Source organism: Pseudomonas maumuensis (genome assembly GCF_019139675.1).
In the GTDB taxonomy this organism is placed as follows: Bacteria; Pseudomonadota; Gammaproteobacteria; order Pseudomonadales; family Pseudomonadaceae; genus Aquipseudomonas; species Aquipseudomonas maumuensis.
In genome coordinates, this window is record NZ_CP077077.1 from 4198636 (window position 1) to 4223807 (window position 25172).

Below are 25172 nucleotides of genomic sequence, written 5' to 3' on the forward strand. Positions count from 1 at the left end.
TCGAATGGGGCAGTGCGTATTCTCAACCGGGACCTCATCATGCAGTTCAGCAAATCGAACAAGCTCGCCAATGTCTGCTACGACATTCGCGGCCCAGTGCTCAAGCACGCCAAACGCCTGGAAGAGGAAGGTCATCGCATCCTCAAGCTGAACATCGGCAACCCGGCGCCGTTTGGTTTCGAGGCGCCGGACGAGATCCTCCAGGACGTCATCCGCAACCTGCCCACCGCCCAGGGCTACAGCGATTCCAAGGGCCTGTTCAGCGCGCGCAAGGCGGTGATGCAGTACTGCCAGCAGAAGGAAATCGAAGGCGTCACCATCGAGGACATCTACCTCGGCAACGGCGTGTCCGAGCTGATCGTCATGTCCATGCAGGCGCTGCTCAACAACGGCGACGAAGTGCTGATCCCGGCGCCCGACTACCCGCTGTGGACCGCCGCGGTGAGCCTGGCCGGCGGCAAGCCGGTGCATTACCTGTGCGACGAGCAGGCCGACTGGTTCCCGGACCTTGACGACATCAAGGCCAAGATCACCCCGAACACCAAGGCATTGGTGATCATCAACCCGAACAACCCGACCGGTGCGGTGTACTCCAAGGAGCTGCTGCTGGGCATGCTGGAGCTGGCGCGCCAGCACAACCTGGTGGTGTTCTCCGACGAGATCTACGACAAGATCCTCTATGACGAGGCCGTGCACATCAGCACCGCGTCGCTGGCCCCGGACCTGCTGTGCCTGACCTTCAACGGCCTGTCCAAGTCGTACCGGGTGGCGGGCTTCCGCTCCGGCTGGCTGATCATCTCCGGGCCCAAGCACCACGCCACGAGCTACATCGAAGGCATCGACATGCTGGCCAACATGCGCCTGTGCGCCAACGTGCCGGCCCAGCACGCGATCCAGACCGCCCTGGGCGGCTACCAGAGCATCAACGACCTGGTGCTGCCGCCGGGCCGCCTGCTGGAGCAGCGCAACCGCACCTACGAGCTACTCAATTCGATCCCTGGGGTGAGCTGCGTCAAGCCAATGGGTGCGCTGTATGCGTTCCCGAAAATCGATCCGAAGGTGTGTCCGATCCACAACGACGAGAAGTTCGTGCTCGACCTGCTGCTGTCGGAAAAACTGCTGATCGTCCAGGGCACGGCGTTCAACTGGCCATGGCCGGACCACTTCCGCGTGGTGACCTTGCCGCGGGTGGATGACCTGGAGCAGGCGATCGGGAGTATCGGCAACTTCCTGCGCACCTATTCGCAGTAAGCGATATCGCCATCGCGGGGCGAGGCGCCGATGCAGCCTGCCCCGCGATGCTTTTGCCTTACATCCTGCAACGCTCTATCCCACAGCCGTCACGGCATCCTCTGCCATACTCCTCGCGTACACAGTTTGAAATAGTCGCCCGGTTGAATAGCCGCGCCCTCCCCCTTATATACCCCGCAGTACGCAACGAACTCATCCGTCAGGAGAACGTAACAACCATGATGCGCATTCTGTTGTTTGTAGCCACCAACCTCGCGGTGGTGCTGGTTGCAAGCATTACCCTGAGCCTGTTCGGCTTCAACGGGTTCATGGCCGCCAACGGGGTTGACCTCAACCTCGGCCAGTTGCTGGTCTTCTGCGCCGTGTTTGGTTTCGCTGGCTCGCTCGTTTCGCTGTTCATCTCCAAGTGGATGGCGAAGATGACCACCGGCACCCAGATCATCACCCAACCCCGTACCCGCCACGAACAATGGCTGCTGCAGACCGTCGAGGAGCTGTCCCGCGAGGCCGGCATCAAGATGCCCGAGGTAGGTATCTTCCCGGCCTACGAGGCCAACGCCTTCGCCACCGGCTGGAACCGCAACGACGCGCTGGTGGCGGTGTCCCAGGGCCTGCTGGAGCGCTTCTCGCCCGATGAGGTGCGCGCGGTGCTGGCCCACGAGATCGGCCACGTGGCCAACGGCGACATGGTCACCATGGCGCTGGTGCAGGGCGTGGTGAACACCTTCGTAATGTTCTTCGCCCGCATCATCGGCAACTTCGTCGACCGGGTGATCTTCAAGAACGAAGAAGGCCACGGTATCGCCTACTTCATCGCGACCATCGTCGCCGAGCTGGTGCTGGGCATCCTCGCCAGCATCATCGTCATGTGGTACTCGCGCCGCCGCGAGTTCCGCGCCGACGAGGCCGGCGCCCACCTGGCCGGCACCGGCGCGATGATCGGCGCACTGCAGCGCCTGCGCTCCGAGCAAGGCCTGCCAGTGCATATGCCCGACACGATGAAGGCCTTCGGCATCAACGGCGGTCTCAAGCATGGCTTGGCCGGCCTGCTGATGAGCCACCCGCCGCTGGAAGACCGCATCGACGCGCTGCGTCGTCGCGGCTGAGCCAGCCACAAGAAAGGGCGACTTCGGTCGCCCTTTTTCATTTTCATGTCCCGTGATAACAGCGTCAGCGGCAGATACCGTAGGCCCGCTCCACCAGGCTGCTCACGCCCGCAGCCTTGAACTTCGGGCTCTCGCCCAGAATTTCTCGCGCCTCTACCTCATCGACCTGCCACTCGGCAAAGCCTGCCCGCACTTCGACGTCCGGCACCGAGAACGGTGGCCCATCGATCAACGCCTGGTCGTAGTCGAGGGTCACCAGCAGCCCACGGCAGGCCGCCGGCAACTGCTCGCCCAGCAACGCCATGTACCGCTCGCGCATTGCCATCGGCAAGGCGATCAGTGCCGCCCGGTCGTACACCCCAGCGCAATCCGCCAGATCCTCGGCGCGCAGGGCGAACACATCCCCGCACCACAGCTCCACCTCGTCGCTGCGCCACACCTCGAAGGCACCCTGCCGGGCAATCTGCGCCACCAAGCCATGTTCGGTGAAGAAGTCTGCCACTGCCCTACGCGACAGCTCCACCCCCAGTACCCGATAGCCCTGCGCGGCCAGCCAGAGCATGTCCAGGCTCTTGCCGCATAGCGGCACCAGCACTCGTGCGCCCGGGGCCAGCCCCAACGCCGGCCAGTGCGCCTGCAAATACGGGTTCACCTGGGGTTGGTGAAAACCGATCTGGTTGTCCGCCCACCGCTTGTGCCAGAACGCTGGCTCCATGATTCCTCCCGGTTATTCGATAAGTAACCCTAAAAACTTATATTGGATCTCGATCTTTGGCTGACCGAAGATGGGCCATCTTACCTGCCAGGACCCCGCCATGCTGCCCAGCCTGTTCATTTCCCACGGTTCGCCAATGCTCGCCCTGCAACCCGGCGCCAGCGGCCCGGCCCTGGCCGGGCTGGCGCGCGCCCTGCCCCGTCCGAAGGCAATCGTGATCGTTTCGGCGCACTGGGAGAGCCGCGAACTGCTGGTGATGAGCCACCCACACCCGCAAACCTGGCATGACTTCCATGGTTTTCCGCCCGCCCTGTACGCGGTGCAATACCCGGCCCCCGGCGAACCGGCACTGGCCCAGCGGCTAGCCGGGTTGCTCGACGCCCGCCTCGACGAGCAGCGGCCTTTCGACCATGGTGCCTGGGTGCCACTGTCGCTGATGTACCCCGCGGCGGACATTCCGGTTGTCCAGGTGTCGCTGCCCAGCCAGGCCGGCCCCACCCTGCAACTGAAGGTCGGGCAGGCGCTGGCGGTACTGCGCGCGGAAGGCATCCTGCTGATCGGCTCAGGCAGCATCACTCATAACTTGGGCGAACTGGACTGGCACGCCGGGCCGAACGCGGTCGAGCCCTGGGCCCTGGCGTTTCGCGACTGGGTGGTGGAGCAATTGAAGGCGCAAGACGAGGCGTCACTCGTGGACTATCGGCGCCAGGCACCGTTTGCGGTGCGCAATCATCCCAGTGACGAGCATCTGCTGCCGCTGTTCTTCGCCATGGGGGCTGGCGAGCGGTTCGGCATCGTTCACCAGGGGTTCACGCTGGGGGCGCTGGGGATGGATATCTACAGGTTCGATTGAGCGCCCGTACTGGCCTTATCGCCGGCAAGCCGGCTCCCACAGGGGACGTGCCAAACCCTGCTGAAGTGGCAACTTGCGGACAAAAAAATCCCCGACCTAGGCCGGGGATTTCTCATTGCAGCGCCAGGATCAGTCCTCGCGGTAGCGGCGCAGCTTCAGCTGCTTGCCGGCCACGCGGGTGTCCTTGAGCTTGGTCAGCAGACGCTCGAGGCCGTCTTCGGGCAGCTCGATCAGGCTGAAGCTATCACGCACCTGGATGCGACCAATGGCATCACGTGCCAGGCCGCCCTCGTTGAGGATCGCGCCCAGCAGGTTCTTGGCGGCGATGCCGTCACGGGCACCCAGGGCGGTACGGCAACGCACGCGGCCTTCGGCCAGTGGCATCGGCGCACGACGCTCGCGGTCACCACGATCAGGACGCTCGCCACGCTCGGTACGCTCGCCACGCTCACGCGGGGTGTAGGTCGGCACCAGCGGCTGCTCGCGCTCGACCGAAGCCAGGTCCAGCGCCTGGCCATTGGTGGCCTTGCGCAGCAGGGCAGAGGCCAGGGCACGGGCACTGCAACCCAGGTCGGCGGTCAGGCGGTCGAACAGCTCGCCGTGGCTGGCCTCGGACTCGGCCACCAGTGGCGCCAGGCTCTTGGTCAGCTTCTTGATGCGTGCGTCCAGCACGGCCTGCGGGTTAGGCAGGCGGGCCTCGGCAACCTTCTGCCCGGTGACACGCTCGATCACCTGCAGCATGCGGCGCTCACGCGGGGTGACCAGCAGCAGCGCACGGCCATCGCGACCGGCACGGCCGGTACGGCCGATACGGTGCACGTAGGACTCCGGGTCGTACGGCATGTCGACGTTGAACACGTGGGTGATGCGCGGCACGTCCAGACCACGGGCAGCGACGTCGGTGGCGACGACGATGTCCAGGCGGCCGTCCTTGAGCGAGTCGATCACGCGCTCACGCTGGTTCTGGGCGATGTCGCCGTTCAGCGCGGCAGCCTTGTAGCCTTTGGCTTCCAGGGCGGCGGCCAGGTCCAGGGTGGCTTGCTTGGTACGCACGAAGGCGATCAGCGCGTCGAACTCTTCCACTTCCAGCAGGCGCAGCACGGCCGGGATCTTCTGGTCGGCGTGGACCATCAGGTGGGCCTGCTCGATCGCGGTCACGGTCTGGGTCTTGCTCTGGATCTTGACGTGCTTCGGCTCGCGCAGGTGACGCTCGGCGATGGCACGGATCGAGGCCGGCAGGGTGGCGGAGAACAGCACGGTCTGGCGGGTCGCAGGGATGGCGTCGAAGATCACTTCGAGGTCGTCCATGAAGCCCAGCTTGAGCATTTCGTCCGCTTCGTCGAGTACCAGGTACTGAACGGTGGACAGGACTTTCTCGTCACGACGCAGGTGGTCGCACAGACGGCCCGGGGTAGCGACGACGATCTGCGCGCCGTTACGAATGGCACGCAGTTGTGGGCCCATTGGGGCACCACCGTAGACAGCAACCACGTTAACGCCCGGCATCTGCTTGGCGTAGGTTTCGAAAGCGGTGGCTACTTGCAGCGCCAACTCACGGGTTGGCGCCAGGATCAGGGCTTGCGGTTCGCGCTTGCTCACGTCGATCTTGTTGAGGATCGGCAGGGCGAAGGCAGCGGTCTTGCCGGTGCCAGTCTGCGCCTGGCCGATCATGTCGTGACCGGCGAGGATGATCGGGATCGACTGATGCTGAATAGCCGAAGGCTCTTCGTAGCCGGTGGCCAGAACAGCAGCAACGATATTCGGATTGAGATCGAGAGCGGCGAATCCGCCGGTTTCCTGGGTCATGGGTCTGCCTCTAGGTGCATCCGCAAAGACCCATGCTCCAAAACTGCACATGCCTTGAAAGACCAAGCGGTCACCCAGGCAGTTTTGGCGGCGGGGATTTGCGAAAACGATTGAAAAAGGAACATCTTGGGAAGGTCCGACTAGCGGACGCGCAGCCGAAGCTGGGTTCGGAGGATTTGCACCACCTGATTCGAGGTCCGCTAAAAGACCGGCGCGTACTATACCCGAATCCGCCATGAACTGTGAGAAATATTTCAAAGATCAAGGCTTGGATTGGATCCAGGCTGAATCGTTTCCCCGCAGGCTCGGCGCAGCCCTCATCCATTCAGGTCGCCGGGCGGATGGCCCTGATCAAATATTCCAGCGAATACCCCAGTTGCGGCGCCAGCGCTGCGGCCCGCGCCCGCACGCCGTCGATATCCAGCGTCTGCTCCAGGTCCGCCGGCACCAGCAGGATCACATTGCCCTCCTTTACCGGCAGCTCCCAGTAATGGCGATGGTACAGCCCGCGCAACAAGGCCGCGCCCAATGGCTTGCCATCGTCCCCGGCCCACTGGTTGATAACCAGCCAACCATCGGGGTTGAGTTGCTTCTGGCAGTTGTCCAGGAAATTCCAGGCCAGATGCCCCACGCCAGGGCCATGGTCGGTGTACAGGTCGACGAACAGCAGGTCGGCCTTCTCGGCGCTGGGCAGCAGTTCAAGGGCATCGCCCACCCGCACATACAGCCGCGGGTCGTCGTCCAGCCCCATGAACTCCATGGCCAGGCGCGGCACGTCCGGGCGCAGCTCGATGGCCTCGACATCTTCAAGCGGCAGGAACTTCAGGCAGGCCTGGGTCAGGGTGCCGGCACCAAGGCCGAGGAACAGCGCGCTTTCCGGCTGTTCGTGGCACAGCGCGCCGACCAGCATGGCGCGGGTGTAGTCGTACTCAAGCCAACTGGGGTCGGCGGTGAAGGTGCAGCTCTGCTCGATGGCGTCGCCGAACTCGAGAAAGCGATAGTCATCCACTTCGTACACGCTGATGACCCCAAAGGCGTCCTCGACCCGTGCCAGCAGCCGCTCTTCTCGCTCCGTCGCCATCCTTACCACCCGCCCGCGCAAAACCGCCATTGTCCGCCAATGCCGGTGGTGCAACAAGCTCGCCCGGGCGTACCATGGCTGGCAAGCCTTAACGACACTTATGGATAGAGCTTGCAATGACCCGACAATGGACCCCTGACAGCTGGCGCACCTTGCCGATCCAGCAGCAACCGATCTACCCCGACGCCGCGCACCTGCTGAAGGTGGAGCAGACCCTGGCCAGCTACCCGCCGCTGGTGTTCGCCGGCGAGGCCCGCGAGCTGCGTCGGCAGTTCGCCGAGGTGACCCAGGGCCGGGCGTTCCTGCTGCAGGGCGGCGACTGCGCCGAGAGCTTCGCCGAGTTCTCCGCGGCGAAGATCCGCGACACTTTCAAGGTACTGCTGCAGATGGCCATCGTCATGACCTTTGCGGCCGGCTGCCCGGTGGTCAAGGTCGGACGCATGGCCGGGCAGTTCGCCAAGCCGCGCTCGGCCAACGACGAAACCATTGGCGACATCACCCTGCCCGCCTACCGCGGCGACATCGTCAACGGCATCGGCTTCGACGAAAAGAGCCGCATCCCCGACCCCGAGCGCCTGCTGCAGGCCTACCACCAGGCCACCGCCAGCCTCAACCTGCTGCGTGCCTTCGCCCAGGGCGGCTTCGCCGACCTGCACCAGGTACACAAGTGGAACCTCGACTTCATCGCCAACTCAGCACTGGCCGACAAGTACCACCAATTGGCCAATCGCATCGACGAAACCCTGGCCTTCATGCGCGCCTGTGGCCTCGACACCGCGCCGCAACTACGTGAAACCAGCTTCTTCACCGCCCATGAAGCGTTGCTGCTCAACTACGAGGAAGCCTTCGTGCGCAGCGACAGCCTGACCGGCGACTACTACGACTGCTCGGCGCACATGCTGTGGATCGGCGATCGCACCCGTCAGCTCGACGGCGCCCATGTCGAGTTCCTGCGCGGCGTACACAACCCGATCGGGGTCAAGGTCGGCCCGAGCATGAACCCCGAGGAACTGATCCGCCTGATCGACGTGCTCAACCCGGACAACGACCCGGGCCGCCTGAACCTGATCGTGCGCATGGGCGCCGGCAAGGTCGGCGACCACCTGCCGGAGCTGATCCGCACCGTGCAGCGCGAGGGCCGCCAGGTGCTGTGGAGCTCGGACCCGATGCACGGCAACACCATCAAGGCCAGCAGCGGCTACAAGACCCGCGACTTCGCGCAGATCCTCGATGAGGTCAAGCAGTTCTTCCAGGTGCACCAGGCCGAGGGCAGCCACGCCGGTGGCATCCATATCGAGATGACCGGACAGAACGTCACCGAGTGCATCGGCGGCGCCCGACCGATCACCGAGGATGCCCTGTCCGACCGCTACCACACCCACTGCGACCCGCGCATGAACGCCGACCAGTCGCTGGAACTGGCCTTCCTGATCGCCGAAACCCTCAAGCAGGTACGCCGCTGAGCAACGCCTGACGCAGCCGACTGCCCTCTGTGCGGGGGCAGTCGAGTCGCACCCGCTCCAGGCCCAACCAGTCGGCCAGCTGCTGCAGGCTTAGCGCCAACGCCTGGTATCCGGCCTCGTCCAGACCCAACGCCTCTTCATGCACCGCATGCACCGCCAGGCGCCCGTGGGCGCGCTCGGCGCGCAGGTCCAGGCGCGCGGCGATGCGCCCGTCGTGCAGGAACGGCAGCACGTAGTAGCCGTACACCCGCTTGTGCGCCGGGGTGTAGATCTCCAGCCGATAGCGAAATTCGAACAAGCGCTCGGTGCGATCCCGCGCCCACACCAGCGAATCGAACGGCGAGAGCAAGGCGCTGGCTTCGATCCGCCGAGGGATGCGAGGGGCGCCGTGAAGATAGGCGGGTTGCTTCCAGCCTTGCACGGTGCCGGCCTGCAAGCGCCCGTCGGCGAGCAGTTCGGCCAGAGCGGCCTTGCTCTGTTGCGGGGACAGGCGGAAGTAGTCGCGCAAGTCCTGTTCGGTGGCTACGCCGAGCGCATCGGCGGCATGCAGCAGGAGGCGCTGGTGTGCTTCGGCCTCACCCGGTATGGGGTGTTCGAGGATAGCGTTGGGCAACACCCGTTCGGGCAAGTCGTAAAGGCGTTCGAATCCGCGACGCCCCGCCACAGTGACCTCGCCGGCGGCGAACAGCCACTCCAGCGCATGCTTTTCTTCGCTCCAGTCCCACCAGGGGCCGGCGCGCTCCTCACGGGTCGACAGGCTGCCGGCCCCCAGCGCGCCCCGTTCCTGGACGGCAGCCAGTACCCGGTCGATGACGTCGCGCCGCTCACGGCCAAAGGTCGCCAGTTGCCGATAGATGCCCTTGCCATCGGCGGCATGGGCCATGCGCCAGCGCATCAGCGGATAAAGCTCCAGCGGCAACAGCGAAGCTTCGTGGCCCCAGTATTCGAACAACCGCCGCTGGCGCCGCGTGCCCCAAGCCAACTGCTCGAGCGAAGCTTGCGGGTAGTCGCCGAGGCGCGAAAACAGTGGTAGGTAATGCGAGCGCACCAGCGCGTTGACCGAGTCTATCTGCACTACGCCCAGGCGCTGCAGCATTCGCGTGAGGCTGGCGAGGTTCGGCGGGCGCGCTGGCGACTTGCCGAAGCCCTGGGCGGACAGGGCCAGGCGGCGGGCTTGGGTGAGGGACAACTGGAAGGACATGAAGTGGCTCCGTCTGATGTTCAGACAGTAAAGACGCAATCGCGGGGCAAGCCCCGCGATTGTAACCACCTTCATTTACGCAACGGGTCCTCCCAGAAATGCCGGTCGGCCTCCTGCTGGATGTCTGCCCGCGACAACCCCAGGTCGTGCAGCGTGGCATCGCTCAGCCGCGCCAGCTCCTCACGCTGACGGTGCAACTCGAACCAGCGCAGCACCAGCCCGCTGGCGTCGTGCCACAGATGGCCCAGGGAAGCGACCGGTTGGTGAGCTACGTTGAAATGACCTTTCATCATGACGCCCTCCTTGTGGATGGCTCCAGTCTCGTCCCAGGCCTAAGATCAATCCAACGAATGTTTCTGATGCCATGCATCTCGGAGATTGATGCCATGTCCCAGTATCAGAGTCTCGACGCCGAGGTGCTGCGCACCTTCGTCGCCATTGCCGAGCAAGGCGGCTTTACCCGCGCCGGCGAAGTGGTCAACCGCACCCAGTCGGCGGTGAGCATGCAGATGAAGCGCCTGGAAGAAGACATCCTGCAGCGCCAGCTGTTCGAGCGCGACGGCCGCCAGGTGCGCCTGACCGCCGAGGGCCAGGTGTTGCTGGGCTATGCCCGGCGCATCCTCAAGCTGCATGGCGAGGTGTTCAACACCCTGCGCATGCCGCACATGGTCGGGGTGGTGCGCATCGGCACACCGGACGACTACGCCATGCGCTACCTGCCGGGCATCCTCACCCGCTTCGCCCAGGCCTACCCGCTGATCCATGTCGAGGTGCATTGCGATTCGTCCAAGCAATTGATGCTGCGCCAGGATCTGGACCTGACCATCGTCACCCGCGAGCCCGGCAACGAAGTCGGCCAGCTGCTGCGCCAGGAGCGCCTGGTGTGGGCCGCGGCCAAGGGCTTCTGCCCGCAGGAGCAGCGGCCCATGCCATTGGCGCTGTTCAACACCGATTGTTTTTGCCGCGCCTGGACCTGCAATGCCCTGGAGCGCCACGGCATCGAGTACCGCATCGCCTACACCAGCCCGAGCCTGGCGGCGATCTTCGCCATCGTGCAGGCGGGGCTGGCGGTTACCGCGCAATTGCACAGCCTGGTCGGCGGCGACCTGCGCATCCTCGGTGAGGACGACGGCCTGCCACAGTTGCACATGGCCAATGTGATGCTGCTGCGCAACGACCAGCAGCATTCGCCAATTACCGACTGCATGGCCGATTACATCGTCGAAGGGTTCAAGTAAGCCGAGGACGCTTCGCGCCCTTTTCGCCGGCAAGCCGGCTGCCACAGAGGGCGATGAGCTCTGCAGCCCCTTGCGCTCAGAGCTCGAACCCGAGCATCACCGCGCACACCACCAGAAACACACAGAACATCGAGCGCAATATCTTTTCCGGCAACGCATGGGCCAGCTTCACCCCCCAGCTGATGCTCAGCAACCCACCCACCGCCAACGGCACCCCAATGCTCCAGTCCACGCTCTGGTGCAGGCCGTAGGTCAGCAGGGTCACCGCGGTGCTCGGCGCCGCCAATGCCAGCGACAACCCCTGGGCCACCACCTGGGTGGTGCCGAACACGGAGGTCAATATCGGCGTGGCCACCACCGCGCCGCCCACGCCGAACAGCCCGCCCATGGTCCCGGCAAAGCTGCCCAGCACGCCCAGCCATGGCCAGGGGTAGCGCAACTGGTTGCTCGGCGGTTTCACCGGCAGGAACATGCGCGCCACGTTCCACAGCGCCAGGGCCACCAGGAAACCGACGAAATACAGGCGCATCGACTGAGCATCGATGCCCACTGCCCAGATCGACCCCAGCCAAGCGAACAAAAAACTGCACAACGACAGCGGCACGGCATGGCGCAACTCGATGCGGTTGCGCTGGTGATAGCGCCACAACGCCAGCAGCACGTTGGGCACCACCATCACCAGGGCGGTGCCCTGGGCCAGTTGCTGGTCGAGGCCGAACAGCACCCCCAGCGCCGGGATCGCGATCAGCCCGCCACCAATCCCGAACAAGCCACCCAAGGTGCCCAGGGCTGCGCCCAAAACGATGTACATCAACCACTCGATCATGCGCGCCTCATCCGCCTGCTCTCAGAGAATGCCGGCATGCTACCCACTCATGGCTGGCGGGGAAACGCACAGCAGCGCACAATGGCTTTGCGCAATACGCATAAGCAGAGCCGTCATGAGCCCAGATATCCTCACCGAACAACTGAGTCTGTTCCTCGATGTGCTGGAGACCGGCAGCTTCTCCGCCGCCGCCCGTCGCCATCCGCTCACGCCTTCGGCCGTGGCCAGGCGCATCGACAGCCTGGAAAACGCGGTAGGCAGCCGCCTGTTCTCGCGCAGCACCCACGCCGTGCGCGCCACACCCGCCGGCAATGCGTTCGCCGAGCGGGCCCGGCGCATCATCGAGGAACTGCGCCTGGCCCGGGCCGAAGCGGTATCCCTGAGCAACGCCCCCGAAGGGCTGATCCGCATCGACGCCCCGGCCGCTTTCGGCCGTCGCCACCTCGCTCCGGCCATCGCCGACTTCCTGGTGGCCTACCCCGGTCTCGACGTGCAACTGCGCCTGATCGACAGTTTCGTCGACCTGCACGGCAGCCACCTGGGCGAAGTCGACCTGGTGCTGCGCGCAGGCCCCCTGGCCGATACCCGCCTGGTGGCCACGCCACTGGCCTATATGGTGCGGATCGCCTGTGCCAGCCCGGCGTACCTGGCCAATCGCGGCGTACCGGCCTGCCCGAGCGAGTTGCCTGGGCATGACGGCCTCGACTGGGACGGCCTGGCGCCGCCGTTCGCCTGGCGCTTCGAGGTCGGCGGCCAGACCCGCCTTTACCGCCCGACGCGCATGCGCATGGCCGCCAACAATGCCGAGACGCTGCTGTTCGGTGCCTTGGCCGGGCTGGGCATCGCCCACCTGCCGACCTGGCTGGTCAGCGACTACCTGCTACGCGGCGAACTGCTCCCCCTGTTCTGCGACAACGGCCTGCCGGCCCCCGAAACCAGCGGGATTTATGCACTGCGCCTTGAACATGAAACGAACTCTCGCAGCCGCTTGCTGCTCGAATTCCTCAAGAGCCGTTTCAGCCCGGTGCCGCCCTGGGACCTGGCGCTGAGAAGCGAGCTGCGCTGGCAATGAGCGCACCAAGCTTTGGCGTGCTAGATTTTATTACTCACCGATTCCAAGGACCTGCATGAACGCCGACACCCAAGCCCCCTGCGACGCGCTGCTGCTGGACAACCAGGTCTGCTTCGCCCTTCACTCGACCTCGTTGTTGATGACCAAGGTCTACAAACCCCTGCTGCAGGCCCTGGGCCTGACCTACCCGCAGTACCTGGCCATGCTCGTGCTGTGGGAGCAGGACGGCCTGACCGTGGGCGAGATCAGCCAGCGCCTGCTCACCGACCCCGGCTCCCTGACCCCGCTGCTCAAGCGCCTGGAAAGCGAAGGCCTGCTCAAGCGCAGCCGCAGCCGCGAGGACGAACGGGTGGTACTGGTGCAACTGACCGACAAGGGCCGCGCCCTGCAGGCCGAAGCCCAGCGCGTGCCGCAATGCATCCTGCAGGCCAGCGGCCACAGCGCCGAGCAGCTGCGCAAACTGCAGGCCGACCTGCTCGCCCTGCGCGCGCAGCTACAAGAAAACCTCTGACGTCTAAGCTGTGAGATGGCTGTTCGGATGAATGGTCGAATATTTAACTTGCGCACTAAATAATTGCGCGCTAAGTTAAGCCCATACCCACTCAGCGCCGATGGCGCACAGCACCCAAGCGAGGCTCAAGATGCAAAAGGTCACTCCGCTGTACATCGCAGAAGCCACTTCCACCGGTGGTCGTGATGGCAAATCCCGCTCCAACGACGGCAAGCTGGAAGTCAAGCTGAGCACCCCGAAAGAGCTGGGCGGCGCCGGGGGTGAAGGCACCAACCCCGAGCAGATGTTCGCCGCGGGTTACTCGGCCTGTTTCATCGGCGCGCTGAAGTTCGTCGCCGGCCAGGAGAAAAAAGCCCTGCCAGCTGACGCCTCGATCACCGCCAAGGTCGGCATCGGCCAGATCCCCGGCGGTTTCGGTCTGGACATCGACCTGCACATCAACCTGCCTGGCCTGGCCCAGGCCGACGCCGAAGGGCTGGTGGAGAAGGCGCACAAGGTCTGCCCGTACTCCAACGCCACCCGCGGCAATGTGGATGTGCGCCTGCATGTGACGGTGTAAATGCCTTCGCGGGGCGACCCGACGTGCCCCGCGATGAAGGCGACACGGTTTCACGAGCACAAAAAAACCCGGCCAAGGCCGGGTTTTTCGTGCTCATCACAAGAAGGATTACTTCTTGGAACGGCCCTTGAAGCTGTTGTCGCGAGTGTCGATGTCGATCCACTCGTCGATCTGGATGAAGTCGGCAACCGAGATCTCGGTACCGTTCTTCAGCTTGGCCGGCTTCATGACCTTGCCCGAAGTGTCGCCACGAGCAGCGTTCTCGGTGTAGACAACCTGACGGCTGATGGTGGTCGGCAGTTCTACCGATACCAGGCGGCCTTCGAAGAAGACGGCTTCGCAGATGTCTTCCATGCCTTCTTCGATGTACGGCAGAACGGCGTCGATGTCTTCGGCGTTCAGCTCGTACATGGTGTAGTCGGTGGTGTCCATGAAGGTGTACGAGTCACCGCTGATGAACGACAGGGTCGCTTCTTTGCGATCCAGGATCACGTCGTCCAGCTTGTCGTCCGCACCGTATACGGTTTCGGTCTTGTAGCCGGTCAGCAGGTTCTTCAGCTTGGTCTTCATGATCGCGCTGTTACGGCCCGACTTGGTGAACTCAGCTTTCTGAACCAGCCACGGGTCGTTGTCGATCCGCAGTACGGTACCGGGTTTCAGTTCTTTACCAGTTTTCATTACGAAGTATCCGAATCTGGATGGATTTATAAAAATCGAGGCCGCGTATCATAGCGAATTTCGGTAAAACTGTACCAGCCTCGTGGCAAGGTCCGGCCGAGCGGCCTGCGTGGCCTGCCACTGGCGGGCATGTTCGCGCAGCTCGTCCCAGTGCGGCTGCAGCGCCTGCCAGGCCTGGCCCATCGGGCGGTCCATGTTCCAGGCCCGCCACAGATCGGTCAGCGCCTGCCCGGCGGCGGCCGACAGGCCATGGCGATACAGGGTGAGGAATGCTTCGAGCTTTTCCCAGTGGGCGTTCTCTTCCTGGATGTAGATGTGCCACAGCATCGGCACGCCAGCCCATTGCGCCCGCACGAACGAGTCCTCGCCGCGCACGGCGTTGAAATCGCAGCTCCATAGCAGCCGGTCGTAATCGTCCTGGCTGACGAAAGGCAGCACCTGGACCGTCAAGGCTCCGCGCCGATGCAATGCCCCCACGGGCAAGTCCGCCTCACCCAGCCAGTGGCCGAGGTCGCCCAGGATGCGCCCCTGCGGTACCAGCAGGTGGCTGGGGTGCGCGCCTTTGGCCAGCACGTCGAGCCAGTTGCCCAGCTGTGGATTCTCGTAGGCGAACAGCGAGATCAGACGCGCCCCGGCCGCGGGGTGGACGCCCAGCCCTGCCAGGAACTTCGCCCGCTCGTCCGGCGCCTGGCGAAACGCCTGGCAACGGGGCAGCAAGGCGGCTTCGCGCAGCAGGCCACCAGTCTTGTCGGTGAAACCGGGGAAGAAGAAGAACTTGCGCAACCCGTTGGCCTGGGGCGACGGCAAGCCATGGCAGCCATCCACCCAGTCTTCGGCACTGAGGTAGTCCAGGTTCAGCCACAAGGGCGGCGTGGCCTGCTTGCCCATGGCCTCGACATAGGCCTGCGGCAGCTGGCAGGCGAAGGCGCCCACCACCACCTGCGCCGGCTCCGCGCCTGGCCACGTGGCCGGCCAGTGGCGCACCTCGACCCCCTGCCGCCGCTGCCGCTCGGCTTGGCTGTCGGCCTCTGGGCACAGGCGCACGAAGGCTTGCAGATCATCCACCCACAGGCGCACGGCCAGGTCATGCTCGCCCGCCAGCTGGCGCGCCAGGCGCCAGGTGACGCCGATGTCGCCATAGTTGTCGACGACCGTGCAGAAGATGTCCCAGGTGGTTTTCATCGCCACGTTCCGTTACCTGCGGAAAAAAGACCGCGGATTTTGCTGAAAAATGCCGGCCAACAAAAGCGCGGCGCTGAAAATACCTGGCGCGGCGTGCGAGAATGGCGCCCTCGCCCCGCCTGCCAGGAGGCCATCATGCCCCGCCCCCGCGAATTGAAGATCACCCTGAAACCGGTGCAACTGGTGCTGTGCGTCGCCCTCGGCCTGTGGCTCGGCGCACTGGCGATTGCCGTGAGCCTGTGGCTGGCCCTGCAATTGTGGCCACAGCAGGTGCAACCGCTGGTCGAGGCGACCGCCCCCGCGCTCGTCCAGCCTGCGCCAACCGCTCCCCCAGCGCCACCGGCCGATGCCCAGGCACAGATGTTCGAACATTACAAAGACATCCTGCACAAGCAGGAACTGCAGCAGGCCGCCGAGGCCGCCCAGGGCAACCCACGTAATCTGAACAGCCCCAAGTGCCAGTTCTGGCTGCAGCAGAACCGTACCGCGCCGACCGACAAGAGCCAGGCCAACGTGTTGGAGTTCTGCTACTGACCATGGACAAGGCCACCCTGCTGCAGCGCATCGTCACCACCCTCGAGCACGACATGGAGGTGCTGCGTCGCGCCGCCCAGACCGCCTACGAGGCCGCCACCGCCGAAGAGAACATCGCCGAGAACAAGTACGACACCTTGGGGCTCGAGGCCTCGTACCTGGCCACCGGGCAGGCTCGGCGCACCGCTGAGATCCGCCAGGCGCTGCAGACCTACCAGCAACTGGTGCCGCGCGACTATGACCCCGCGCGGGGGATCCAGGTCGGCTGCCTGGTGACCCTGGAGGATGAACAGGGCCTACGGCGCAGTCTGTTCCTCGGCCCCGAGGGCGCCGGGTTGAAGATTGGTGAGGGAAAGGCGCTGGTGACGGTGATCACACCTCGCGCACCGCTTGGCCAGCAACTGCTTGGCAAGCGCGTGGATGACGAAGTACACCTGGTGCTGGCCGGGGTGGCGCAGGTGCAGTTCATCATCGATATCGTCTGAACGGGCATTATCGCTGCAAGGCATCGAAGCGCTGTGCCAGCCCCTGCTCGGCAAACTGCTCCACCACGAAGTCGATGAAGGCGCGGGTCTTGCCCGGCAACAGCTTGCGCTCGGCGTAGTACAGGCTGATATGCCCATCGTCGACGTACCAGTCCGGCAGCACCCGACACAGGCGGCCTGAGGTCAGGTAAGGCAAGGCGAACGGCAGGCTGACCAGGGCGATGCCCAGCCCCTGCTCGGCCACCGCGCAGGCGGCATCCGAATCGCTCATGGTCATGTGCTGGGGCAGCCGCAAGGGTTGCTGCTCCTGCCAGCGGCTGGTCAGCGGCCAGCTGCGCACCCTGCCGGTCTGCGGCGAGCGGATGAGGATGCCGGCGCAAGCCTGCAACTGCTCAGGCCGGTCGATCGGCCCGTGCTGCCGCACATAGCCCGGCGAAGCCACCAGTACCCGGTGCGCGGGCGTCAGCTTGCGTGCCACCACGCCGGGTGGCAGCTCGAAACCACCGCCGAGGGCGGCGTCGAAACCCTGGCCGATCAGGTCGACCTGGCGGTTGTCGAAATGCCAGTCCGGCGAGATCGCCGGGTAGCGGCGCAGGAACTCGCCCAACAGCGGCACAACGTACAAGCGCCCGAACACCGTGCCCATGCTCACCCGCAGCAGCCCCGCCGGTTGCCCCTCGGCGCTGGCCAGGTTGGCCATGGCATATTGGATGGTACGCAGGCTGTCGCCGACCTCGCCCAGGAAGCGCTGCCCGGCCTCGGTCAAAGTGAGCTTGCGCGTGCTGCGCTGGAACAACCGCACCCCCAGGCGCGCCTCCAGTTGGGCGACGTTCTTGCCCACCGCCGCAGGGGTCAATGACAAACGCCGCGCCGCCTCGGCGAAACTGCCGACCTCGGCACTGCGCACGAAGCATTCCAGGCTACTGAACGATTCCATACTCTTAATTGACAACCAAAGGTTTACTCTGTAGATCGCGATTACCATCTTATCAGCATGCAATCCACGTTCGATACTGTGTCCATCCAAGGCATCCGGCCTTGCTTGAACGCAGGAGATCAGCATGTCCCAAGCACTTCCCCTCACCGGCAAGGTGGCCCTGGTCCAGGGCGGTTCCCGCGGTATCGGCGCGGCCATCGTCCGCCGCCTGGCCCGCGACGGCGCCAAGGTCGCCTTCACCTATGTCAGCTCGAGCACCAGCGCCGAGGCCTTGGCAGGCGAAATCAACAGCGGCGGCGGCCAGGCCCTGGCCCTGCGTGCCGACAGCGCCGACACCCAGGCCGTGCAGCAAGCCGTGGCCGACACCGCGAAGGCCTTCGGCGGCCTGGACATCCTGGTCAACAATGCCGGCGTGCTGGCGGTGGCGCCGGTCGCCGAGTTCGACCTGGCCGATTTCGACCGGCTGCTGGCGGTCAATGTGCGCAGCGTGTTCGTGGCCACCCAGGCGGCGGTAAAACACATGGGCCAGGGTGGGCGGATCATCAACATCGGCAGTACCAATGCCGAGCGCATGCCATTCGCTGGCGGCGCGCCCTATGCCATGAGCAAGTCGGCGCTGGTCGGCCTGACCAAGGGCCTGGCCCGAGACCTCGGGCCGCAGGGGATCACCGTCAACAATGTGCAGCCTGGGCCGGTGGACACCGACATGAACCCGGCCAGCGGTGAGTTCGCCGAGAGCCTGATTCCGTTGATGGCCATCGGGCGCTACGGGCAAGCGGACGAGATCGCCAGTTTCGTGGCTTACCTGGCGGGGCCTGAAGCGGGGTACATCACCGGGGCGAGCCTGTTGGCCGATGGTGGTTTTGCGGCCTGATTGGTAATTGCCTGTTCCGGCCTCATCGCCGGCAAGCCGGCCCCCACAGGTACAGCGCCGCGTTCAACATCCGCGCCGTACCTGCAGGAGTCGGCGGCGAAGGGTTATCCACCGGCCGCCAGCAGCTTTTCTTCGAGTACGTCCAGAAATGCCCGCGCCGCCGGCGTGGGGCTGGGCGACCAGACCGCGTACAGATGCCGCACCGGCGCATCCGCCAGCGGCACCATGGCGACATCCTGGAAGCCCCGAGCGATACGCTCGGGGACCAGGCCCACGGCCATACCCCGCTGCACGAACTTTTCCACCAGGCGGATATGGCCGATCTCGAACTGCACCCGATGCCGCAACCCCGCCGCCTGGAACGCCTCGTCAGTCTGCCGGCGTGCCCCGGTACCTTCGGGAAAATCCACCAGCACCTCATCCACCAGCTCGGCCAAGGTCAGCTGCGCACTGCCCGCCAGCCGGTGGAACGGCGGCAGCACTGCAACCAGTTCCTCCCGCGCCAACAAACGGTGCTGCACGCCTTGCAGCGTTTCCCCCTGCCACAGCCCGATGAACCCCACGTCCAGGCGCCGCTCGCAGACATCAGCCATCAACAGTTCGCTCTTGGCCGTCAGCCAGCGCACATCCACATCCGGGTAGCGCCGATGAAACACCGCCAGCAGATCGACCAGGTCCAGCGCCGTGAGCGAGCTGATCTCTCCGATCGACAAGCGCCCGCGCACCTGCCCGCAGGCGGCGGCGACATCCTCGGCCACCCGCCGCGCCGCCGCCACCGCTGGCCGCGCGCTGAGCACGAAGGCCTCGCCGGCCGGGGTCAGGCGCACCCGCCGCGAACTGCGCTCGAACAAGCTTACCCCCAGCTGTGCCTCCAACCGTGCGACTTGATGGCTGAGGGCCGACTGCACCACGTGGCAGCGCTCGGCGGCGCGGGTGAAACTGCCGGTGTCGGCCACGGCGAGAGCGTATTCGAGCTGCTTGAGATTCATCGATCTATCTGCTTTCAAGATGGATAAGTTGAAAACTATACATTGGCGTCATGCCGGACACTTCCTGATACTTGTCGCCATTCAACCTTGCCTGCAACGAGACTGCCCATGAACTCCCCGACTCTAGGTCGCGCCCTGATCCTGCTGATGGCCACCGCCACCGGCCTGGCCGTGGCCAGCAACTACTACGCCCAGCCCCTGCTGCACAGCATCGCCGAGCAGTTCGGCCTGAGCACCGCCAGCGCCGGCACCATCGTCATCGCCGCCCAGCTCAGCTACGGCGCCGGGCTGCTGTTGCTCGCGCCACTGGGCGATCTGTTCGAGCAGCGTCGACTGATCGTCACCATGGTGCTGATCGCCACCGCCGGCCTGGTGATCAGCGCCTGTGCGCCAAGCCTGCCATGGCTGTTGTTCGGCACGGCGCTGACCGGGCTGTTCTCGGTGGTGGCCCAGGTGCTGGTACCCATGGCCGCTGCGCTCAGTGCTCCGGATCAGCGCGGTCGCGCCGTGGGCACGCTGATGAGTGGCCTGTTGCTGGGCATCCTGCTGGCGCGCACCGCCGCAGGCTTCATGGCCGAGCTGGGAGGCTGGCGCAGCATCTACGTGCTGGCCGCAGTGCTGATGGCCATCAGTGCCCTCGCCCTGTACCGCAGCCTGCCGCAACACCACAGCCACGCAGGCTTGAAATACCCGGCGCTGATCGGCTCGGTGTTCCGCCTGTTCGTCGAGGAACCGGTGCTGCGCCTGCGCTCGCTGCTGGGCTTGCTGGCGTTCAGCCTGTTCGCGCTGTTCTGGACACCGCTGGCGTTCCTGTTGAGCGAGGCCCCCTACCATTACTCCGACGCGGTGATCGGCCTGTTCGGCCTGGCCGGGGCGATCGGCGCACTGGCGGCGAACTGGGCCGGGCGCCTGGCCGACCGCGGCAAAGGCTCGCTGGGCACTACCGTGGGGCTGGTGGCGCTATTGCTGTCGTGGGTGCCGCTGGGGTTTGCGCAGAGCTCGCTGGTGGCGTTGCTGGTGGGCGTGCTGTTGCTCGACCTGGCGGTGCAGCTGGTGCATGTGAGCAACCAGAACGCGGTGATCGTGCTACGCCCCGAGGCGCGCACGCGACTCAATGCCGGGTACATCACCTGCTACTTCGTTGGCGGGGCGCTGGGGTCGCTGCTGGGGACGCAACTGTTCGAGGTGCATGGCTGGGATGGGATCGTGGTGGCCGGGCTGGTGATCGGTGCGCTGGCGCTGCTGGTGTGGGGGCTGGCTGAGCGCCGGCGGGGGAAGGCAGTGGTGCCAGCCTGAAAGTATTCTACTGACAACACCTGCCTCATCGCCGGCAAGCCAGCTCCCACAGGGTATCGCGCAACATCTGTGGGAGCCGGCTTGCCGGCGATGAGGCCCGCGCAAGAATCAGGGTCTGCCTTCGATGAACGCCTCATCCACCCGCGCCAGCTGGGTCTCGCTCAACACCCCGGCCTGGTAATGCAACTTGATCCACGCCAACAGGTAGTCGTAGCGCGCCTGGGCCAGGTCGCGGCGGGTGGTGGCCAACTGCTGTTCGGCGTTGAGCACGTCCAGGTTGACCCGCTCGCCACCTTGCACGCTCTTGCGCGTGGACACCACCAGCGCCTCGGCCGCCACCAACGCCCGCTGGTAGGCACGCAGCTGGCTGGCACCGGACTGGCAGGCGTTGTACTGCTTGCGCAGCTCGATCAAGGCGCTGCGCGTGTTGCCATCGAGCTCGTACTCTGCCTGCTCCAGGTGCCGGCTGGCCTGGCGGGTCGAAGCCAGCACCCCGCCCCCGGCGAAGATCGGCACGCTCACTTCGATGCCCACGGTATTGGTGTCGTAGCGCTGGTTATAGGTGTTGCCGCTGTCCGACTCCTGGCGCCGCGAAGTAGCGAACGCGGTGACCTTGGGCAGGTGCCCGGCGCGGTTGCGCTCGACTTCGTAGCGCGCCACTTCCAGGGCTTGGCGCGACGACGCCAGTTGCGGGTTGTTGGCCAGGGCCCGCTCCTGCCAGGCCTCGTAGCCGCTGGGGTCGACCACCGGCAGGGCGAAGCCCAGGCGCAGCGGCGCCAGGTCCTCGACCCGCACCGCCGGCTCGCCGATCAGCGCGCCCAGTTCGCGCAGCGCGGCATCCTGTTCGTTGCGCGCCTTGATCTCCTCGGCATCGGCCAGCTCGTAGCGGGCCTGGGCCTCGAGAATATCGGTGCGCGTGCCCTCGCCGGCGTCGAACAGACGCTGGTTCTGCTGGAACTGCTGGCGGTAGGCCTGCTTGCTGGCGACGCTGATGGCGATCTGGTCCTGGGCGAACAGCGCCTGGGTGTAGCTGGTCATCACCCGCACCAGCAGTTGCTGGCTCTGGTCGCGGAAGCTCTCATCGGCGAACAGCGCCTGGGCCACGCCCTTGCGGTAGCTCGAATAGGCTTCGTAGTCGAACAGCGGCTGCTGGAGGATGAAGGTCGAGCCCATGCTGTTGTAGGTGCGGTCCTCTTTCTGTCGACGCGAATCGCCGAGGTAGCGCACCTCGGAATCGTTGCGCCCCTTGTTGTAGCTGTACGACAGGCTGGGTAGCAGGCCGGCGCGGCCGATGGCGCGGTATTCCTGGCCGGCTTCGCGGGCCTTGAACGCCGCGAGGTAGGTCGGATCGCGGCGCAGGGCCTGCTCGTATACCTGGAACGGCCCCATGGCGGCCTGGGCGGCGGTCGGCAGCCAGGCGCAGGCCAGCAGCAGCCCGATCAGTGGGAACTTCTTCACTGGCGGTCCTTATTGTTCGGTCAAGGCGGTGCCTGCACGGTCGAGCAGGGGTTTGAACAGGTAGTTGAGCAGCGAGCGCTCGCCGGTGCGCACGAACAGCTCGGCGGGCATGCCCGGGCGTATGGCCAGGCCCTGCAGACGCGCCAGCGCTTCTTCGCTAACCGTGCTGCGCAGCACGTAGTACGGCTGGCCACTGCGCTCGTCGATCAGCTGGTCGGCCGACACCAGCGCCACTTCGCCGGTAACCCGTGGCGTGCGGTTCTGGTTGAAGGCGGTGAACAGGATGTCCACCGGCAACTGCGGTGCCACCTTGTCCACCAGGTTCACCGGCAGGCGCCCTTCCACTTCCAGCGCGGTGCCCTGGGGCACGATCTCCAGCAAGGTATCGCCGGCCCGCACCACGGCGCCTTCGGTATGCACGCCAAGGTTCACCGCGATGCCGTCGGCCGGGGCGATAATCTCGCTGTGCTGCAGCTCAAAGTGCGCGGAGTTGAGCTGCTGCTCCAAGGTCGCGGCCTTGACCTGGGCTTCGGCCAACTGGCTGCGCACCTCTTTCTGATACTCTTCGCGGCGCTGCTGCAAGTTGAGCCGGGCCTCGACGATCACCTGCTCCAGACGCGCGCTTTCGCCGGCGTTCTGCGCCAGGTCGCGCTGCACCTGCGACAGCTGGCGCTGGTACTCCAGCACGCGGTTGCGTGGGATATAGCCCTCGCCGGCCAGCGGGCGCAGGCTGTCGAGCTGCTCGCGCAGCGAATCGGCCTGGGCCTGCAGGTCGCTGCGCGCCCGGCGCATGCCGGTCAACTGCGCCTGGGAGCCATCGATGCTGGCGGCCAGGGCGCCCTGCTCGCGGGCCTGGGCCTGGCGGCGGCTGTCGAACAGCTGGCGCTGGCCTTCGAGGATCAGCGCCAGGCGAGCATCGGCGTCTTCGAGCAGTTCCCCGGGAAACTGCACCTGGCCAAGGTTGTCGCGCTCGCTCTGCCAGCGCGCCAGGGCGGCGCGGGTCATGCGGTACTGAGCCTGCAGCGCATCGACGTCGGCCTGCACCTGGGTGCGGTCGAGGCGGAACAGCGGCTCGCCCTGGCGCACTAACTGGCCTTCGCTGACCAAAATGCGGCTGACCACGCCCGCGCCCATGGACTGCACCGCCTTGCGCTTGCCCGACACCACCACGGTGCCCTGCACCGGCACGCCTTGGTCGAGCGGGGCGAGGCTGGCCCAGGCCATGAAACCGCCGAAACCGACCAGGGTCAGCCACCACCCCAGACGAACATGGAAACGTGCATCACGGGTGTGCTGGCTCATGCGCCACCTCCGGCTTGCAGGGGTCGTTGCGCCGGGGCCTGGCCCATGGCGTGGAGGATGTCGCGGGCCGGGCCGAAGCCCTGCATGCGCCCTTCGTTCATCACCAGCAGCTTGTCGGCCTGGGCCAGCGCCGCGCTGCGGTGGGTCACCAGCACCACGGTGCGGCCCTGGGCCTTGAGCTGGACGATGGCGTTGGCCAGGGCGGCTTCGCCGTGGCTGTCGAGGTTGGAGTTGGGTTCGTCGAGCACGATCAGCCGGGCATCGCCGTACAGGGCGCGGGCCAGGGCGATGCGCTGCTTCTGGCCGCCGGACAGGTCCACCCCCTCCTCGCCGAGGCGCGTGTCGTAGCCCTGGGGCAGGCGCAGGATCAGGTCATGCACGCCCGCCAGGCGCGCCGCCTCGACCACCTTGATGCCGTCCAACTCGCCAAAGCGGGCGATGTTCTCGGCGATGCTGCCACGCAGCAACTCGATGTTCTGCGGCAGATAGCCGATGTGCGGGCCCAGTGCGTCGCGGTCCCATTGGCTGAGTTCGGCGCCATCGAGGCGCACATGGCCGCTCAGGGTCGGCCAGACGCCGACCAACACTTTGGCCAGGGTCGACTTGCCCGAACCCGAAGCCCCCAGCACGCCGAGCAGCTCGCCCGGCGCCAAGGCGAAGTTCACTTGTTGCAGGGTGGCCAGGTTGCGCCCGGGCGGGCCAGCGCTGACCTGCTCCACCGCCAGTTGCCCGGTGGGCACCGGCAAGGGCATCGGAGTCGGCGGCTCGGGGTGCTCGCGCAGCAGCCCGTCCAGGCGTTGGTAGGCCAGCTGCGCGCCGCTCCATTGCTTCCATACCGCGATCAACTGGTCGATCGGCGCCAGCACCCGGCCCATGAGGATGGAGCCGGCGATCATCATGCCCGGGGTCATCTGCCCCTCGATCACCAGCAGCGCGCCCAGCCCCAGCACCAGCGATTGCAGGCACAGGCGCAGGCCTTTGCTGGTGGCGGTGATCACCGCCGAGGTGTCGCTGGCCTTGTTCTGCAGGTCGAGGAACCGTCCGTGCAGGCTGAACCAGCGCTGGCGCAGCGCGCCAAGCATGCCCATGGCCTGGATGCTCTCGGCGCTCTGCAACTGGCTGCCGGCCAGTTGCGTCGACTGATGCTGGAAGCCACTGGCCTCGGCCAGGGTGGCATGGGTGAGGCGCTCGTTGAGGATCGCCAGGGCGATCAGCAGCAGCGCGCCGACCGTGGCCATCACGCCCAGCCAGACGTTGAAAGCGAAGATCACCGCCAGGTAGATGGGGAACCAGGGCGCATCGAAGAAGGCGAACAACGCGGGGCCGGTGATGAACTGGCGCAGCTGGGTCAGGTCGCCCAGGGCCTGGCCGGCGGCGCCGTCGCGCTGGCGCAGGTTGCGTTCAAAGGCGGCGCGATAGACCTTCAGGTTGAACGTCTTTTCCAACTGGTTGCCGACCCGGATGACAATGAAACTGCGTACGGCCTCGAGCCCGCCGATATAAACGAAGAAGCCGACAACCATCAATGTCAGCACCCACAAAGTTGTCGTGCTCTGCGAACTCAGTACACGGTCGTACACTTGAAGCATATATATCGACGGCACCAGCATGAGCAAGTTGATCAATGCCGTGAAACAGCCGACGCTGATCAAAGTCGACTTATGTTCGCCGAGTGCCGCCCACAAAGGCGCCCCGGGCTTTTTGCTCGGTAGTTTCATGTTTCGCCCTTGCTTGCCTGAAACTTTAAAGTTTCAG

The 25172-nt window shown here is 65.5% G+C and carries 25 protein-coding genes; 12 read left to right on the plus strand and 13 right to left on the minus strand.

Annotated features, from left to right (window positions below):
• Positions 1-39: 39 nt before the first annotated feature.
• Positions 40-1251: a pyridoxal phosphate-dependent aminotransferase gene (locus KSS90_RS18730; RefSeq protein ID WP_217866760.1), complete on the plus strand. Its 1212-nt coding sequence runs from the start codon at positions 40-42 to the stop codon at positions 1249-1251.
• Positions 1252-1469: 218 nt separating this feature from the next.
• Positions 1470-2357, plus strand: coding sequence for a protease HtpX (gene htpX / locus KSS90_RS18735; protein WP_038705666.1), 888 nt, complete (start codon positions 1470-1472; stop codon positions 2355-2357).
• Between the two features lie 64 nt (positions 2358-2421).
• On the opposite strand, the gene KSS90_RS18740 is transcribed toward htpX, so the two are convergent.
• Entirely contained in the window at positions 2422-3072 is a 651-nt protein-coding gene (locus tag KSS90_RS18740) for a thiopurine S-methyltransferase (RefSeq protein WP_217866761.1), read from the minus strand.
• Positions 3073-3172: 100 nt separating this feature from the next.
• Between KSS90_RS18740 and KSS90_RS18745 the strand changes: the two genes are divergently transcribed.
• Positions 3173-3925 carry a DODA-type extradiol aromatic ring-opening family dioxygenase gene (locus KSS90_RS18745; RefSeq protein ID WP_217866762.1) on the plus strand — a complete coding sequence of 251 codons (753 nt, stop codon included), beginning with the start codon at positions 3173-3175 and terminating at the stop codon, positions 3923-3925.
• 129 nt (positions 3926-4054) lie between these two features.
• Here the strand turns inward: KSS90_RS18745 and KSS90_RS18750 are convergent, their stop codons facing one another.
• Both KSS90_RS18750 and KSS90_RS18755 read right to left on the minus strand, forming a co-directional pair.
• Positions 4055-5731 (minus strand): DEAD/DEAH box helicase, encoded by a 1677-nt coding sequence (locus KSS90_RS18750; RefSeq protein WP_217866763.1) that lies wholly within the window; start codon positions 5729-5731, stop codon positions 4055-4057.
• Positions 5732-6056: 325 nt separating this feature from the next.
• Positions 6057-6812: a spermidine synthase gene (locus tag KSS90_RS18755; protein ID WP_217866764.1), complete on the minus strand. Its 756-nt coding sequence runs from the start codon at positions 6810-6812 to the stop codon at positions 6057-6059.
• 116 nt (positions 6813-6928) lie between these two features.
• On the opposite strand from KSS90_RS18755, the gene KSS90_RS18760 reads away from it, so the two are divergent.
• Positions 6929-8275 carry a class II 3-deoxy-7-phosphoheptulonate synthase gene (locus tag KSS90_RS18760; protein WP_217866765.1) on the plus strand — a complete coding sequence of 449 codons (1347 nt, stop codon included), beginning with the start codon at positions 6929-6931 and terminating at the stop codon, positions 8273-8275.
• Here KSS90_RS18760 and KSS90_RS18765 read toward each other — a convergent pair.
• Together KSS90_RS18765 and KSS90_RS18770 are read right to left on the minus strand one after the other, a co-directional pair.
• The gene (locus KSS90_RS18765; RefSeq protein ID WP_217866766.1) at positions 8256-9476 is read right to left on the minus strand and encodes a winged helix-turn-helix domain-containing protein; all 1221 of its coding nucleotides are present in this window, start codon (positions 9474-9476) and stop codon (positions 8256-8258) included. The two genes, KSS90_RS18760 and KSS90_RS18765, sit on opposite strands and share 20 nt — an antisense overlap.
• A gap of 71 nt (positions 9477-9547) precedes the next feature.
• Complete coding sequence (locus KSS90_RS18770; protein ID WP_217869828.1) at positions 9548-9766, minus strand: DUF1127 domain-containing protein; 219 nt, start codon at positions 9764-9766, stop codon at positions 9548-9550.
• A 96-nt stretch (positions 9767-9862) separates the two neighbouring features.
• Here KSS90_RS18770 and KSS90_RS18775 point away from each other — a divergent pair, with 96 nt between their 5' ends.
• Complete coding sequence (locus KSS90_RS18775) at positions 9863-10714, plus strand: LysR substrate-binding domain-containing protein (protein ID WP_217866767.1); 852 nt, start codon at positions 9863-9865, stop codon at positions 10712-10714.
• A gap of 76 nt (positions 10715-10790) precedes the next feature.
• Here the strand turns inward: KSS90_RS18775 and KSS90_RS18780 are convergent, their stop codons facing one another.
• Complete coding sequence (locus tag KSS90_RS18780) at positions 10791-11540, minus strand: sulfite exporter TauE/SafE family protein (RefSeq protein WP_217866768.1); 750 nt, start codon at positions 11538-11540, stop codon at positions 10791-10793.
• 115 nt (positions 11541-11655) lie between these two features.
• On the opposite strand from KSS90_RS18780, the gene KSS90_RS18785 reads away from it, so the two are divergent.
• The 3 genes from KSS90_RS18785 (at position 11656) to KSS90_RS18795 (ending at position 13682) form a co-directional block, all read left to right on the plus strand.
• Positions 11656-12612, plus strand: a complete 957-nt coding sequence (locus tag KSS90_RS18785) for a LysR family transcriptional regulator (protein WP_046856564.1) — start codon at positions 11656-11658, stop codon at positions 12610-12612.
• 55 nt (positions 12613-12667) lie between these two features.
• A complete protein-coding gene (locus tag KSS90_RS18790; RefSeq protein ID WP_110698155.1) occupies positions 12668-13123 on the plus strand; it encodes a MarR family winged helix-turn-helix transcriptional regulator in 456 nt (151 codons plus the stop codon).
• Positions 13124-13253: 130 nt separating this feature from the next.
• Complete coding sequence (locus tag KSS90_RS18795) at positions 13254-13682, plus strand: organic hydroperoxide resistance protein (protein ID WP_217866769.1); 429 nt, start codon at positions 13254-13256, stop codon at positions 13680-13682.
• Between the two features lie 108 nt (positions 13683-13790).
• Here the strand turns inward: KSS90_RS18795 and efp are convergent, their stop codons facing one another.
• Together efp and earP are read right to left on the minus strand one after the other, a co-directional pair.
• Positions 13791-14360, minus strand: coding sequence for an elongation factor P (gene efp / locus KSS90_RS18800; protein WP_060483780.1), 570 nt, complete (start codon positions 14358-14360; stop codon positions 13791-13793).
• Positions 14361-14408: 48 nt separating this feature from the next.
• On the minus strand, positions 14409-15542 hold the full coding sequence (earP, locus tag KSS90_RS18805; RefSeq protein ID WP_217866770.1) for an elongation factor P maturation arginine rhamnosyltransferase EarP: 1134 nt from the start codon (positions 15540-15542) through the stop codon (positions 14409-14411).
• A gap of 135 nt (positions 15543-15677) precedes the next feature.
• On the opposite strand from earP, the gene KSS90_RS18810 reads away from it, so the two are divergent.
• Positions 15678-16076 (plus strand): hypothetical protein, encoded by a 399-nt coding sequence (locus KSS90_RS18810; protein ID WP_217866771.1) that lies wholly within the window; start codon positions 15678-15680, stop codon positions 16074-16076.
• Between the two features lie 2 nt (positions 16077-16078).
• The gene (locus tag KSS90_RS18815) at positions 16079-16561 is read left to right on the plus strand and encodes a GreA/GreB family elongation factor (protein ID WP_217866772.1); all 483 of its coding nucleotides are present in this window, start codon (positions 16079-16081) and stop codon (positions 16559-16561) included.
• 7 nt (positions 16562-16568) lie between these two features.
• Here KSS90_RS18815 and KSS90_RS18820 read toward each other — a convergent pair whose 3' ends face one another.
• On the minus strand, positions 16569-17498 hold the full coding sequence (locus KSS90_RS18820; RefSeq protein ID WP_217866773.1) for a LysR family transcriptional regulator: 930 nt from the start codon (positions 17496-17498) through the stop codon (positions 16569-16571).
• Positions 17499-17622: 124 nt separating this feature from the next.
• Here KSS90_RS18820 and KSS90_RS18825 point away from each other — a divergent pair, with 124 nt between their 5' ends.
• Positions 17623-18372 carry a 3-oxoacyl-ACP reductase family protein gene (locus KSS90_RS18825; RefSeq protein ID WP_217866774.1) on the plus strand — a complete coding sequence of 250 codons (750 nt, stop codon included), beginning with the start codon at positions 17623-17625 and terminating at the stop codon, positions 18370-18372.
• A gap of 104 nt (positions 18373-18476) precedes the next feature.
• Here the strand turns inward: KSS90_RS18825 and KSS90_RS18830 are convergent, their stop codons facing one another.
• The gene (locus KSS90_RS18830; protein ID WP_217866775.1) at positions 18477-19361 is read right to left on the minus strand and encodes a LysR family transcriptional regulator; all 885 of its coding nucleotides are present in this window, start codon (positions 19359-19361) and stop codon (positions 18477-18479) included.
• A gap of 108 nt (positions 19362-19469) precedes the next feature.
• On the opposite strand from KSS90_RS18830, the gene KSS90_RS18835 reads away from it, so the two are divergent.
• The gene (locus KSS90_RS18835; protein WP_217866776.1) at positions 19470-20657 is read left to right on the plus strand and encodes an MFS transporter; all 1188 of its coding nucleotides are present in this window, start codon (positions 19470-19472) and stop codon (positions 20655-20657) included.
• Positions 20658-20765: 108 nt separating this feature from the next.
• On the opposite strand, the gene KSS90_RS18840 is transcribed toward KSS90_RS18835, so the two are convergent.
• From KSS90_RS18840 to KSS90_RS18850, 3 genes are read right to left on the minus strand one after another with little or no spacing between them, the layout of a single operon-like run.
• Complete coding sequence (locus KSS90_RS18840; protein ID WP_217866777.1) at positions 20766-22115, minus strand: TolC family outer membrane protein; 1350 nt, start codon at positions 22113-22115, stop codon at positions 20766-20768.
• A 9-nt stretch (positions 22116-22124) separates the two neighbouring features.
• The gene (locus tag KSS90_RS18845) at positions 22125-23417 is read right to left on the minus strand and encodes an HlyD family type I secretion periplasmic adaptor subunit (RefSeq protein WP_217866778.1); all 1293 of its coding nucleotides are present in this window, start codon (positions 23415-23417) and stop codon (positions 22125-22127) included.
• Entirely contained in the window at positions 23414-25135 is a 1722-nt protein-coding gene (locus tag KSS90_RS18850; RefSeq protein WP_217866779.1) for a type I secretion system permease/ATPase, read from the minus strand. The genes KSS90_RS18845 and KSS90_RS18850 overlap by 4 nt, the downstream gene beginning before the upstream one ends.
• Between the last annotated feature and the right edge of the window lie 37 nt (positions 25136-25172).

Bases quoted from the DNA above. Each gene is read 5' to 3' on its own strand.
- KSS90_RS18730 (WP_217866760.1), top strand. From the start codon at position 40: ATGCAGTTCAGCAAATCGAACAAGCTCGCCAATGTCTGCTACGACATT.
- htpX (WP_038705666.1), top strand. From the start codon at position 1,470: ATGATGCGCATTCTGTTGTTTGTAGCCACCAACCTCGCGGTGGTGCTG.
- KSS90_RS18740 (WP_217866761.1), bottom strand. From the start codon at position 3,072: ATGGAGCCAGCGTTCTGGCACAAGCGGTGGGCGGACAACCAGATCGGT.
- KSS90_RS18745 (WP_217866762.1), top strand. From the start codon at position 3,173: ATGCTGCCCAGCCTGTTCATTTCCCACGGTTCGCCAATGCTCGCCCTG.
- KSS90_RS18750 (WP_217866763.1), bottom strand. From the start codon at position 5,731: ATGACCCAGGAAACCGGCGGATTCGCCGCTCTCGATCTCAATCCGAAT.
- KSS90_RS18755 (WP_217866764.1), bottom strand. From the start codon at position 6,812: ATGGCGACGGAGCGAGAAGAGCGGCTGCTGGCACGGGTCGAGGACGCC.
- KSS90_RS18760 (WP_217866765.1), top strand. From the start codon at position 6,929: ATGACCCGACAATGGACCCCTGACAGCTGGCGCACCTTGCCGATCCAG.
- KSS90_RS18765 (WP_217866766.1), bottom strand. From the start codon at position 9,476: ATGTCCTTCCAGTTGTCCCTCACCCAAGCCCGCCGCCTGGCCCTGTCC.
- KSS90_RS18770 (WP_217869828.1), bottom strand. From the start codon at position 9,766: ATGAAAGGTCATTTCAACGTAGCTCACCAACCGGTCGCTTCCCTGGGC.
- KSS90_RS18775 (WP_217866767.1), top strand. From the start codon at position 9,863: ATGTCCCAGTATCAGAGTCTCGACGCCGAGGTGCTGCGCACCTTCGTC.
- KSS90_RS18780 (WP_217866768.1), bottom strand. From the start codon at position 11,540: ATGATCGAGTGGTTGATGTACATCGTTTTGGGCGCAGCCCTGGGCACC.
- KSS90_RS18785 (WP_046856564.1), top strand. From the start codon at position 11,656: ATGAGCCCAGATATCCTCACCGAACAACTGAGTCTGTTCCTCGATGTG.
- KSS90_RS18790 (WP_110698155.1), top strand. From the start codon at position 12,668: ATGAACGCCGACACCCAAGCCCCCTGCGACGCGCTGCTGCTGGACAAC.
- KSS90_RS18795 (WP_217866769.1), top strand. From the start codon at position 13,254: ATGCAAAAGGTCACTCCGCTGTACATCGCAGAAGCCACTTCCACCGGT.
- efp (WP_060483780.1), bottom strand. From the start codon at position 14,360: ATGAAAACTGGTAAAGAACTGAAACCCGGTACCGTACTGCGGATCGAC.
- earP (WP_217866770.1), bottom strand. From the start codon at position 15,542: ATGAAAACCACCTGGGACATCTTCTGCACGGTCGTCGACAACTATGGC.
- KSS90_RS18810 (WP_217866771.1), top strand. From the start codon at position 15,678: ATGCCCCGCCCCCGCGAATTGAAGATCACCCTGAAACCGGTGCAACTG.
- KSS90_RS18815 (WP_217866772.1), top strand. From the start codon at position 16,079: ATGGACAAGGCCACCCTGCTGCAGCGCATCGTCACCACCCTCGAGCAC.
- KSS90_RS18820 (WP_217866773.1), bottom strand. From the start codon at position 17,498: ATGGAATCGTTCAGTAGCCTGGAATGCTTCGTGCGCAGTGCCGAGGTC.
- KSS90_RS18825 (WP_217866774.1), top strand. From the start codon at position 17,623: ATGTCCCAAGCACTTCCCCTCACCGGCAAGGTGGCCCTGGTCCAGGGC.
- KSS90_RS18830 (WP_217866775.1), bottom strand. From the start codon at position 19,361: ATGAATCTCAAGCAGCTCGAATACGCTCTCGCCGTGGCCGACACCGGC.
- KSS90_RS18835 (WP_217866776.1), top strand. From the start codon at position 19,470: ATGAACTCCCCGACTCTAGGTCGCGCCCTGATCCTGCTGATGGCCACC.
- KSS90_RS18845 (WP_217866778.1), bottom strand. From the start codon at position 23,417: ATGAGCCAGCACACCCGTGATGCACGTTTCCATGTTCGTCTGGGGTGG.
- KSS90_RS18850 (WP_217866779.1), bottom strand. From the start codon at position 25,135: ATGAAACTACCGAGCAAAAAGCCCGGGGCGCCTTTGTGGGCGGCACTC.